The organism is Methylopila sp. 73B (genome assembly GCF_000526315.1).
In the GTDB taxonomy this organism is placed as follows: Bacteria; Pseudomonadota; Alphaproteobacteria; order Rhizobiales; family Methylopilaceae; genus Methylopila.
This window is the reverse complement of record NZ_JAFV01000001.1, coordinates 4,320,709-4,332,734: the sequence shown is the minus strand read 5'-3', so window position 1 is coordinate 4,332,734 and position 12,026 is coordinate 4,320,709. Positions and strand designations below refer to the sequence as shown.

Annotated in this window: 9 protein-coding genes; 7 read left to right on the top strand and 2 right to left on the bottom strand. The window is 71.0% G+C overall.

Translation table 11 applies throughout. From position 1 onward, the window contains the following. The first annotated feature begins 161 nt into the window (after nt 1–161). Both K244_RS0120850 and K244_RS0120845 read left to right on the top strand, forming a co-directional pair. The gene (locus K244_RS0120850) at nt 162–1,259 is read left to right on the top strand and encodes a PLP-dependent cysteine synthase family protein (protein ID WP_020188239.1); all 1,098 of its coding nucleotides are present in this window, start codon (nt 162–164) and stop codon (nt 1,257–1,259) included. Nucleotides 1,260–1,299: 40 nt separating this feature from the next. Beyond that, a complete protein-coding gene (locus K244_RS0120845; RefSeq protein WP_020188238.1) occupies nt 1,300–2,922 on the top strand; it encodes a gamma-glutamyltransferase family protein in 1,623 nt (540 codons plus the stop codon). Between the two features lie 40 nt (nt 2,923–2,962). On the opposite strand, the gene K244_RS0120840 is transcribed toward K244_RS0120845, so the two are convergent. Next, on the bottom strand, nt 2,963–3,628 hold the full coding sequence (locus tag K244_RS0120840) for a GntR family transcriptional regulator (RefSeq protein ID WP_020188237.1): 666 nt from the start codon (nt 3,626–3,628) through the stop codon (nt 2,963–2,965). A gap of 169 nt (nt 3,629–3,797) precedes the next feature. Between K244_RS0120840 and K244_RS0120835 the strand changes: the two genes are divergently transcribed. The 5 genes from K244_RS0120835 to atzF all read left to right on the top strand — a co-directional run bounded on the left by K244_RS0120835 (nt 3,798) and on the right by atzF (nt 11,050). Continuing rightward, the gene (locus K244_RS0120835; protein ID WP_020188236.1) at nt 3,798–5,420 is read left to right on the top strand and encodes an ABC transporter substrate-binding protein; all 1,623 of its coding nucleotides are present in this window, start codon (nt 3,798–3,800) and stop codon (nt 5,418–5,420) included. Nucleotides 5,421–5,516: 96 nt separating this feature from the next. Continuing rightward, nucleotides 5,517–6,530 (top strand): ABC transporter permease, encoded by a 1,014-nt coding sequence (locus tag K244_RS0120830; protein ID WP_020188235.1) that lies wholly within the window; start codon nt 5,517–5,519, stop codon nt 6,528–6,530. Continuing rightward, entirely contained in the window at nt 6,527–7,465 is a 939-nt protein-coding gene (locus tag K244_RS0120825) for an ABC transporter permease (RefSeq protein WP_020188234.1), read from the top strand. The genes K244_RS0120830 and K244_RS0120825 overlap by 4 nt, the downstream gene beginning before the upstream one ends. Before the next feature lie 4 nt (nt 7,466–7,469). Continuing rightward, the gene (locus K244_RS0120820; RefSeq protein ID WP_020188233.1) at nt 7,470–9,155 is read left to right on the top strand and encodes an ABC transporter ATP-binding protein; all 1,686 of its coding nucleotides are present in this window, start codon (nt 7,470–7,472) and stop codon (nt 9,153–9,155) included. A gap of 83 nt (nt 9,156–9,238) precedes the next feature. After that, complete coding sequence (gene atzF / locus K244_RS0120815; protein WP_020188232.1) at nt 9,239–11,050, top strand: allophanate hydrolase; 1,812 nt, start codon at nt 9,239–9,241, stop codon at nt 11,048–11,050. Nucleotides 11,051–11,052: 2 nt separating this feature from the next. On the opposite strand, the gene K244_RS0120810 is transcribed toward atzF, so the two are convergent. Then, complete coding sequence (locus K244_RS0120810) at nt 11,053–11,997, bottom strand: LysR family transcriptional regulator (protein ID WP_020188231.1); 945 nt, start codon at nt 11,995–11,997, stop codon at nt 11,053–11,055. Between the last annotated feature and the right edge of the window lie 29 nt (nt 11,998–12,026).

Sequence of the window (12,026 nt, the reverse complement as noted above, 5' to 3'; positions counted from 1 at the left end):
CTCCGCCCCCTCCCCCTTGCGGGGAGGGTAAGGGCGGGGGTGGCGCAGGAGAGGACGCGCCGCGCGGCGTCGAGCGGCGGAGGCCTGCGCTTCATTCTGGACCACCCCCACCCCCAACCCCTCCCCGCAAGGGGGAGGGGGGCCTCGTCGAGCGCGTCCCCATGCTGACCGCAGCAACCCCTGCCCCCGCCGCGACCTCCGAACCCTGCCGCCGCGCCTGGGTGGCCCAGGCGATCGCGCGTCTCGAGGCGGAGAGCGCTCGCTCCGCCGACACCCACCTGCTGCGGCTCGATCTCCCGAAGGCGCCGGGCGTCGCGCTCTACCTCAAGGACGAGTCCAGCCACCCCACCGGCAGCCTCAAGCACCGGCTGGCGCGGTCGCTGTTCCTCTATGCGCTCTGCAACGGCTGGATCGGGCCGGACACGTCGATCGTCGAATCCTCCTCCGGCTCGACCGCGATCTCGGAGGCCTACTTCGCCCGGCTGCTGGGGCTCAGCTTCGTCGCGGTGATGCCGCGATCGACCTCGCCCGAGAAAATCGCGGCGATCGCCTTCCACGGCGGCCGGCCGCATCTCGTCGACCACGGCGACGTCTCCGGCGAGGCGCGCCGGCTGGCGGCGGAGATCGGCGGCCACTTCATGGACCAGTTCACCTACGCCGAGCGGGCGACGGACTGGCGCGGCAACAACAACATCGCCGAGACGATGTTCGCGCAGCTCGCGCTGGAGGACCGCCCCGTGCCGGACTGGGTGGTCTGCGGCGCCGGCACCGGCGGCACCTCGGCGACGATCGGGCGCTACCTGCGCTACCGCAAGCTCTCGACGTCGCTGTGCGTGGCGGACCCGGAGAGCTCGGTGTTCCACCGCCACTACGCCGAGCGCTCGGTGAAGCGGGTCGAGCGCTGCGACAGCGTGATCGAGGGCATCGGCCGCACCATGGTGGAGCCGTCCTTCGTGCCGGAGCTGGTCGACCGGATGATCGTCGCGCCGGACGCGGCGAGCGTCGCGGCCGCGCGGCTCGTCAGCGACATTCTCGGCCGCCCCTGCGGCGGCTCCACCGGCACCAACGTCTGGGCCTGCCTGACCCTGATCGAGGAAATGCGTGCTGCGGGCCGCGACGGCGCGATCGTGACGCTGCTCTGCGACAGCGGGGAGCGCTACCGCTCCACCCTGTTCGACGACGCCTGGATCGCCGGCCGCGGCCTCGACCTCGCCCCCGCGCGCGCGCGCCTCGCCGCGGTGTTCGGGCGGGACGGCTGAGGGCGGAAGGTGTGATGACGCAGACCGGAACGAGGACCCCATGACCCACTTCGACTGGACCGCGGGCTACCCGTCGCGCCGCATGCCCGTATTCGGGAGGAACGTCGTCTCCACCTCGCATCCGCTCGGGGCGCAGGCGGGGCTCAAGATGCTGCACCAGGGCGGCAACGCCGTGGACGCGGCGATCGCCGCGGCGGCGGTGATGACGCTCGTGGAGCCCTGCAGCAACGGCCTCGGCTCCGACGCCTACTGCATCCTGTGGGACGGGAAAGAACTGCACGGCCTCAACGCCTCGGGCGGCGCGCCGGCCGCGTGGACCCCCGAGTACTTCGCGGCGAAATACGGCGAGGGCTGCGCGCGGCCGCCGATGCGCGGCTGGGACAGCGTGACCGTGCCGGGCGCGGTCGGCTCCTGGGTCGCGCTCAGCGAGCGCTTCGGCTCGCTGCCGCTCGAGGAGACGCTGGAGCCCGCGATCGAGATCGCGGAGCGCGGCTATCTCGCGCCGACCGTGGTGCAGCAGAAGTGGGCGGCGGCCGCCAGGGTGAAGGACCTCGTCAGCGCGCCGGGCTTCTCCGAGCTGTTTCTGCCGCGCGGCTGCGCGCCTGAGGTCGGCGAACTGGTGACGCTGCCGGGGGCGGCGCGCACGCTGCGGGCCATCGGCGCGACCAAGGGCGACGCGTTCTATCGGGGCGAGATCGCCGAGGCCATGGCGGCCCACGCCGCGGCGCACAGCGGCGCGATTACGGTGGCCGACCTCGCGGCCTTCCGCCCGGAATGGGTGGAGCCGATCGCCAAGACCTACCGTGGCTACACGGTCCACGAGATCCCCCCGAACGGACAGGGCATCGCGGCCCTGATAGCGCTCGGGATTCTCTCGCACTTCGATCTGGCGGAGCTGGAGGCGGACGGGGTGGACGCGAACCACCTGCAGATCGAGGCGATGAAGCTCGCCTTCGCCGACACCTACGCCCATGTCGCCGACCTCGCCCACATGCGGGTGACGCCGGCGCAACTGCTCGACGACGCGCATCTGGCGGAGGCCGCGAAGCTGATCGACCCGCGCCGCGCGCAGGTCTTCGCGCCGCGCAATCCGGTGAAGGGCGGCACCATCTACCTCACCGCGGCCGACGAGAGCGGCATGATGGTGAGCTTCATCCAGTCGAACTTCATGGGCTTCGGCTCCGGCGTCTGCCTGCCCGAGTGGGGCCTGTCGCTGCAGAACCGCGGCCACGGCTTCGTGCTGGACCCCGCGAGCCCGAACGTCGTGGCGCCGGGCAAGCGCCCGTTCCAGACCATCATCCCCGGCTTCCTCACGCGTGACGGCCAGCCCGTGATGAGCTTCGGCGTGATGGGCGGCAACATGCAGCCGCAGGGGCACATGCAGACGCTGGTGCGGATGATCGACTACGCGCAAAACCCGCAGGCCGCCTGCGACGCGCCGCGCTGGCGCTTCAACGCCGGGCTCGACATCAACGTCGAGGCGACCATGCGGGCGGAGACGATCGCCGGGCTTGCGGCGCGCGGCCACGAGATGAGCGTGATCGAGGACAGCTACCAGGACTTCGGCGCGGGCCAGTTCATCTGGCGCATGGGCGATCCCGGCGTCGAGGGCTACGCCGCCGCCAGCGACCCGAGGCGGGACGGCTACGCCGCTGTGAGCTGAGGCGCAGCCAAGCCTGCGAGGGCTCGCTCGTTCTCCCGCCTCAGCCCCGCACGGCCCTTGCGGCGGCAAGCCGCTCGAACGAGTCCTCCACCAGGCTGACGTGGCGCAGCATGGCGGCGTGGGCGGCCGCGGCGTCGGCGTCGAGGATCGCCGCCACCACGGCGCCGTGCTCGGCGTGGGAGCGCGGCAGCCGGCCCGGAGTGCGGAACTGCGCGCGCCGGTAGGGGAGCAGCCGGGAGCGCAGGCCGGCGGTGATCTCGGCCAGATGGCCGTTGTGCGCGCCGGCGTAGATCTGGGTGTGGAACACAAGGTTCGCGGCCGCGAAGCCCTCGGCGTCCGCCGCCGAGACCAGCGGCTCCATCGAGGCGTAGAACTCCTCGAGGCGGCGGCGCTCCATCGGCGTCATGCCGATCGCCGACAGCCGCGCGCAGGTCGCCTCCAGCTCGGCCATGGCGCCGAACAGCTCGGCGAGCTTCTCCGCCGTGATGCGCGCCACGATCGCCCCGCGCCGCGGGCGCACCTCCACGAGGCCGCTGGAGGCGAGCCGGCGCAGCGCCTCGCGGACCGGCGTGCGCGAGACGCCGTAGCGCTCGGCGAGCGAAAGCTCGTCCAGCCGGTCGCCGGGCGCGAAAGCCCCGTTGAGAATGTCTTCCGAGACGTCGCTGACGAGGCGGTCGGCGCGCGTGCGGTCGTCGACGATGTCCATTAACGAACTCCACCTGCCGCGCCAGAGTCGCCCGGCCGAGCGCCAATGCACAAGCCTAAACCGCATGCATCCTAATCTTTGTGCATCAATGATGCCTATTTAAGCATGCAATATTGATGAATTGCATACAATATTTCGCCAGCGAAGACATCGCTTGGGGAGACGAGGCATGAACCGTCGCGCGTTCCTTTCATCGGCATCGGCCATGCTTGGCGCCGGCGTCGTCGGCTCGGGACTGCCCTGGGCTCGGGCCTTCGCGCAGTCCAGGCAGGACACCCTCCTGCTGATCTCCGAGAACGGCCCGAACAACCTCGACATCCACGGCGTCGGGACCAACCGGCCGGGCTACGAGGCCTCCTGGAACTGCTACGACCGGCTGGTCACCTACGGCGTCAAAACGCTGCCGGACGGCTCCCGCTCCTACGACAAGGGCGTGATCGCGCCGGAGCTCGCCGAGAGCTGGACCGTGGACGCCACGGGCGTGACCTTCAAGCTGCGCAAGGACGCGACCTTCCACGACGGGACGCCCGTCACCGCGGCGGACGTCAAATGGTCGTTCGACCGCGCCGTCAGCGTCGGCGGCTTCCCGACCGTGCAGATGGCGGCCGGCAGCCTGCTGAAGCCCGAACAGTTTCAGGCCGTTGACGACCACACCTTCCGGGTGGCGTTCGCCCGGCCCGACGCGCTGACGATCCCGGACCTCGCGGTGATCGTGCCGGCGGTGTTCAATTCGGCGCTGGTGAAGAAAAATGCGACCGAGAAGGACCCCTGGGGCCTCGAATTCACCAAGAACAACGTCGCCGGCGGCGGCGCCTTCAAGGTGGCGAAGTGGACGCCGGGCACGGAGGTCGTCTACGCCCGCAACGACGACTGGAAGTGCGGCCCCCTGCCCGCGCTGAAGCGCGTGATCTGGCGCACCATCCCCTCCTCCGGCAACCGCCGGGCGCTGGTGGAGCGCGGCGACGCCGACGTCTCCTTCGACCTGCCGGCGAAGGACTTCGCGGAGATGAAGAAGGCCGGCAAGGTCGCGGTCGCCTCGACCCCGATCTCGAACGGCATGTGGTCGATCGAGATGAACGTCACCAAGCCGCCGTTCGACAACCCGAAGGTGCGGCAGGCGATCGCCTACGCCGTGCCCTACCAGAAGATCATGGACGCGGTGCTGTTCGGCGAGGCGACGCCGCTGTTCGGCGCCGCCTCCAACACGCCGGACGACCTGACCTGGCCGCGCCCGACCGCCTACACGACCGACGTCGCCAGGGCGAAGGCGCTGCTCGCGGAGGCGGGCTTCCCCGAGGGCTTCGAGACCAGGCTGTCGTTCGACCTCGGCCAGGGCATCGTCGGCGAGCCGCTCGCCATCCTGCTGCAGGAGAGCCTCGCCCAGATCGGGATCAAGGCCGCGCTCGACAAGGTGCCCGGCGCGAACTGGCGCGGCGAGATGGCCAAGAAGTCGATGCCGTTCATGATCAACTTCTTCTCGGGCTGGCTGGACTATCCCGAATACTTCTTCTTCTGGGCCTATCACGGCCAGAACGCCGTGTTCAACACGATGGCCTACAAGAACCCGGCGCTCGACACGGAGGTGGACGCGGCCCGCGCCGCCGCCGCGAGCGGCGACGCCGCGACCTACGCGGCCTCCGTCAAGAAGATGATCGCGATCGCCTACGACGACGCGCCGCGCATCCCGCTGTTCCAGCCGCACCTCAACGTCGCGATGCAGAAATCGATCGGCGGCTACGCCTACTGGTTCCACCGCCAGCTCGACTACCGAACGCTGACCAAGGGTGCGTAAGGCCCCTTCACCCGCCTGACGTTCGAGTGACCCCAAGCGTAACGCATGCCCTGCGCGGCGGATGACCGCCCGTGCGCTCCAGCCAAGGAGGCCGCCATGCTCCGCGCGCTCGCGCGACGCCTTGCGACCATCGCGCCGACGCTCGTCGGCGTGGTGATCGTGACCTTCCTGCTCACCCGCGTGCTGCCGGGCGACCCGGCGGCCTATTTCGCGGGGCCAACGGCCGACCAGGCCTCGATCGAGCAGATCCGCGCCTCGCTCGGCCTCGACAGGCCGCTGCCGGTTCAGTTCCTCGCCTATGTGAAGGACCTTGCGACCGGCAACCTCGGCTCGGCGCTCTCCACCGGCCAGCCCGTGCTGACCGAGCTCGCCGCCCGGCTGCCGGCCTCCGCGGAGCTCACCCTGACCGCGCTGCTGCTGGCGATGGCGATCGCGATCCCGCTCGGCATCCTGGCCGCGGTGAAGGAGGGCTCGCTCATCGACCACGTTTGCCGGGTGGTGACGACCGCGGGCGTCTCGCTGCCGGTGTTCTTCACCGGCCTGCTGTTCGTCTACGTCTTCTACTACCATCTCGGCTGGGCCCCGGCGCCGGTCGGCCGGCTCGACGTCTTTTTCACCGAGCCCGACAAGGTCACCGGCTTCTTCACGGTCGACGCCCTGATCGCGGGCGACCTCGAGACCTTCCGGGCGGCGGCGGCCCAGCTCGTGCTGCCGGCCGCGACGCTCGCCCTGTTCGCGCTGGCGCCGATCGCCCGGATGACCCGCGCCGCGATGCTCTCGGTGCTGTCGTCGGAGTTCATCCGCACCGCCCGCGCCTCGGGGCTCAGGCCCGGCACGGTGGTCGTCGCTTACGCCTTCCGCAACGCCATGCTGCCAGTCGTCACCACGCTCGGCATGGTGTTCTCCTTCCTGCTTGGCGCGAACGTGCTGGTGGAGAAGGTGTTCGCCTGGCCCGGCGTCGGCTCCTTCGCGGTCGAGGCTTTGATCCAGTCGGACTACGCGCCGGTGCAGGGCTTCGTGCTCGCCATGGCGCTGCTCTACGTCGCGCTCAACCTCCTGATCGACCTCGCCTACGGGCTGATCGACCCCCGCGTGAGGCTGGAGTCATGAGCAACCTCGACGTCTCAGCCTCCCTGCCGCAGCCGCTCCCGGAGCCCGCCCCGGCCGTGATCGAACACCCCGTGCGGCCCGCTGCCGGCTTCGCCGCCGGCCTCGGCCACGCCCGCTACGTCGCGACCTCGAACCCCGTCACCGGCTTCGCCTTCGCGCTGTTCTTCGTGATCGTGCTCGCCGCCGTCCTCGGACCGTGGATCGCGCCCTACGACCCGCTCGCCTCCGACACCGCCGCGGCGCTGCAGCCGCCCTCCGCGGCGCACTGGTTCGGCACCGACCAGATCGGGCGGGACATCTTCTCCCGCGTGCTGGTCGCGACCCGGCTCGACCTCACAATCGCGATCTGCTCGGTCGCACTGGTGTTCGCGCTCGGCGGCTTCGCCGGCGTCTGCGCCGGCTTCTATGGCGGCTGGACCGACCGCATCATGAGCCGCATCAGCGACACCATCATGGCCTTCCCGCTGTTCGTGCTGGCCATGGGCATCGTCGCGGCGCTCGGCAACACGGTGACCAACATCGTCATCGCCACCGCGATCGTGAATTTCCCCCTGTACCAGCGCATCGCCCGCGCGGAGGCCAACGTCCGCCGGGAGGCCGGCTTCGTGCAGGCGGCCCGGCTCACCGGCAACTCCGAAATGCGCATCCTGCTGACGCAGATTCTGCCAAACATCATGCCGATCATGGCGGTGCAGATGTCGCTGACCATGGGCTACGCGATCCTGAACGCTGCGGGTCTCTCCTTCATCGGCCTCGGCGTGAAGCCGCCGACGCCTGAGTGGGGGATCATGGTCGCCGAGGGCGCCGGCTTCATCATCTCCGGCGAGTGGTGGATCGCGCTGTTCCCAGGCCTGGCGCTGATGATCGCCGTGTTCTGCTTCAACCTGCTCGGCGACGGCCTGCGCGACATCATCGACCCGCAGCGGAGGACGTGAGCCCATGACCGCTCTGTTGGACGTGAAGGCCCTCACCGTCGAATTCGCCACCCGCAACGGCGTGGTGCAGGCGGTGAGGAGCGTCGACCTGGAGGTCGGCCGCGGAGAGACCGTCGGCGTCGTCGGCGAGTCCGGCTCCGGCAAGTCCGTCACCTCCTACGCCGTGATGCGGATCCTCGACCGCGCCGGCCGGATCGCGGACGGCTCCGTCGCCTTCTCCGGCGTCGATCTCCGCGCCGCGAGCGAGCGGCAGATGACCGACGTGCGCGGCCGGGAGATCTCGATGATCTTCCAGAACCCGCGCATGGCGCTGAACCCGATCCGCAAGGTCGGCCGCCAGATCGAGGACGTGCTGCGCCGCCACGCGCAGGCGGGCTCGATGGACGCCAAGGCCAAGGCGATCGAGATGCTGGAGCAGGTCAAGATCGCCCGGCCGGAGGAGCGCTACCACGCCTATCCCTTCGAGCTGTCGGGCGGCATGTGCCAGCGCATCGTGATCGCGCTCGCGCTCGCCTGCCGGCCGCAGCTGCTGATCGCGGACGAGCCGACCACCGGCCTCGACGTCACCACCCAGAAGGCGGTGATGGATCTGGTGACGGAGCTGACGCGGGCGCGCGGCATGTCGACCATCCTGATCACTCACGACCTGGGGCTGGCCGCCGCCTATTGCGACAAGGTGGTGGTGATGAAGAAGGGCGAGGTGGTGGAGACCGCGCCCGCGCGCCAGGTGTTCGCCGCGCCCGCCCACGACTACACGCGGCGGCTGATGCGGGCGACGCCGCGGCCGGGCTCGACGCTGCGCGGCCTGCTGCCGCCAGAGAGCGCGACGCCGGCGAACCCGCCCACGACCGTGACCGGCGACGTGCTGCTCAAGGTCGAGGGGCTGGTGAAGGAGTATCCGCGCCAGGGCGCCTCCAAGACCTGGGCCCAGATGTTCGGTCGCGGCGCGCCCGCGGGCGACCAGGCGCCGTTCCGCGCCGTCGACGGGATTTCGTTCGAGATCCGCCGCGGCGAGAGCCTCGGCCTCGTGGGCGAGAGCGGCTGCGGGAAGTCCACCACCTCGATGATGGTGATGCGGCTGCTCGACCCGACCTCGGGCCGGATCACGCTCGGAACCGACGACATCGGGGCGATCCCGGCGAAGAGCTTCGCCTCCTCCGCCCATCGCCGGCGCATCCAGATGGTGTTCCAGGACCCGACCGACAGCCTGAACCCGCGCTTCACCGCCGCGCGCGCCATCGCGGATCCCTTGATGCGCATGAGCGCGCTGAGGGGCCGCGACGCGCTCCGCGCTCGGTGCGAGGAGCTCGCGACGCTGGTCGGGTTGCCGCTCGATCTGCTCGACCGCTTCCCGCACCAGTTGTCCGGCGGCCAGAAGGCGCGCGTCGGCATCGCCCGCGCCATCGCGCTCGACCCGGAGCTGGTCATCCTCGACGAGCCGACCGCGGCGCTGGACGTTTCGGTCCAGGCGGTGGTGCTCAACCTGCTCGACGATCTCAAGGCGAGGCTCGGCATGAGCTACCTGTTCGTGAGCCACGACCTCCACGTAGTCCGGCTGCTCTGCGACCGCGTCATCGTCATGCGGCAGGGCGCCGTCGTGGAGCAGGGATCCGCGGAGGCGGTGCTCGAGAGCCCGCAGGCCGCCTACACGCGCGAGCTGATCGCCGCGATCCCGCACCCGCCGGTCTGAGGAGCGCGTCGCGTGGAAACGCCCCTTCGCGCCGCGCGGCGGCATGCACATCACTTCAGCGGCCTCGTTTTCAGGAGCGCGCCATGACCACCAGACTTTCCGAGCTCGCCTTCGATCTCGCCTCGCTCAGGACCGCCTACGCCGAGGGGCTCGACCCCGCCGCGGTGGTCGACGAGGTCTTCGACCGGATCGACGCGCTGAACGATCCCGGCGTCTTCATCGCGCTGGTGGACCGGGAGACGGCCCGCGCGGCGGCCCGCGCGCTCGGGCCGAAGCCTGACGGACGGCCGCTCTGGGGCGTTCCGTTCGGCATCAAGGACAGCATCGACTTCGCGGGTCTCCCCACCACCGCCGCCTGCCGGGAGTTCGCCTACGAGCCGGCGCGGCACGCGCCTTCAGTCGAGCGCACGCTCGCGGCCGGCGCGATCGCGATCGGCAAGACCAACCTCGACCAGTTCGCGACCGGCCTCGTCGGCGTGCGCACGCCCTACCCCGTCCCGCGCAACACGGTCGACCCGACGCTCGTGCCGGGCGGCTCCAGCTCGGGATCGGCGGTCGCGGTCGCCGCTGGGCTCGTGCCCTTCACGCTCGGCACCGACACGGCGGGCTCGGGCCGCGTGCCGGCGGGGCTCAACAACATCGTCGGCTTGAAGCCGACCGTCGGCCTGACGCCCACCGGCGGCGTGGTCTACTCCGTGCGGCTGGTCGACGGCGTGACGGTGTTCGCGCAGACCGTCGACGACGGCTACGCGGTGCTCGGCGTCATCGGCGGCTACGACCCGGAGGACGGGTTTTCGCGCGACATGGCCGTGCCGCAGCTTGGGCCGCTTCCGCCCCGGACGCGCGTCGCGATCCCCGACGCCGCCAGCCGCCGCTTCGGCGGCAGCGCCGCGGCGGAGGCCGCCTTCGACGCCACGCTCGCGGACGTGCGGGCGCTCGGCGGCGAGACCGTGGAGATCGACTTCGAGCCCTACTTCGCGGTTGCGCGAATGCTCTACGAGGGGTCCTGGGTCGCCTCGCGCTATCATCAGATCCGCGACTTCATCGAGGCCTCGCCCGAGACGCTGCACCCGGTCACCCGCGAGATCATCGAGGGCGCACGCAGGTTCTCCGCCGCCGACGCCTATGGCGACGTGTACCGCCTGCTGGAGCTGCGCCGCGAACTTGGGCGCGTCTGGGACACGGTCGACTGCATGCTGGTCCCGACCTTCCCCCGCGCCCACACGGTCGAGGCGGTGCTCGCGGACCCGATCGCGCTCAACAGCGAGCTCGGGACCTACACCAACTTCGTCAACCTGCTGGACTACTGCGCCCTGGCCGTGCCCGGCCGGCCGCGCGCCGACGGAATCCCCGCCGGCGTCACCCTGATCGGACCCGCCGGCGCGGACGGGCGGCTCGCGGCGCTGGGGGCTGCGATCCACGCGGCGGGCGGCGTCGCGATCGGCGCGCTCGGACGCCCGGCGCCGCAGCCGATCGTCCGTCCAGCTGTCGCCGAAGCGGGCGAGATCGAGATCGTCGTGGTCGGCGCGCACCTTTCCGGCATGGCGCTGAACGGCGAGTTGCTGAAGCGCGGCGCGCGCTTCCTGCGCGCCGTCCCGACCGCGCCGCTCTACCGGCTGCACCTGCTCGACGGCGCGACGCCGCGTCCCGGCCTGCTGCGCGTTGCGGACGGCTCCGGCGCCCCGATCGAAACCGAGGTCTGGGCGCTGCCGGCCGAAAGCTTCGGGCCGTTCGTCGCCGGCATCCCCTCCCCCCTCGGGATCGGGACGCTCGCGCTCGGCGACGGCACGAGCGCGCTCGGCTTCCTCGTGGAGGCGGCCGGCGTCGCGGGCGCGCCGGACATCACGTCGTTCGGCGGCTGGCGCGCCTATGCGCGCTCGCTGAAGGCGGCCTGACCTCAGGCGGCAGGGGCCGAGGCCTTGCGGCCGGCGCGCTTTTCGAGAGCGCCGGTCTCCGCCGACTGGCGCTTCAGCTCCTCCACGAAAGCGTCGACGTGCGGCGCGTCGCCCTTCAGCCGGCGCGTCGCCACGAAGTGCTGGGATTCGAAGCCGTAGCTCTCGGCCTTGATCGCCTTCATCTGGCCGCGCGAGGCCCAGTCGTCGCCGATGTGGCGGGGCAGGTAGCCGATGAAACGGCCGGACAGGATCAGCATCGCCTGGGCCTCCATGTGGAGGATGGAGCCGCTCGCCCGCGGGTGGTTGACCCGGTAGAGGTCGTCCAGGTGCCGGTAGCGCCGGACCGAGAACAGCGCCGCCTCGATGTCGGCGTGGCGGACGTCCTTCACGCCGAACAACGGGTGCCCGGCGCCGCAGTAGAGCGCATGCGGCTCCCGGCAGAGCGGGGTGTAGGCGACGCCCGGCGCCTTCTGGGAGAACGGGCCGATGATGACGTCGCGCCGCCCGTCCATCAGCGCCTGCTCGAGCTCCAGCGGCGTGCCGAGCTCAAGGTCGACGAACACCTCCGAGGCGTAGTCCATGTAGCGGCTGAAGGCCGTCTGCAGGCCGAGCTTCGCGTTCGTCACCACGCCGTCGATGATCCCGACGCGCAGGCGCCCGACGAGGCGCTGGCGGTCGCTGCCGACGCGGTTCTGGAAGGCGTCGATGTCCTCGAACAGGCGCTTCGCGGCGGCGTAGGTCGACTGCCCGAACGGCGTCAGCCTGAAGCCGGCGCGGCCGCGCTCGCAGAGCTGCCCGCCCATGTTGCGCTCGAGCGCCGCAAGGTGCGTCGAGAGCGTGGACTGCGACAGGTTGAGGATGACCTGCGCGTCCGCGAAGCTGCCGGCCTCCGCGAGCGCCACGAACACGCGCAGCAGCCGCAGATCGATGTTGTCCAGCCGGCGCATGCGATGCCGCTCCCTGTGGTTCGCCCGAA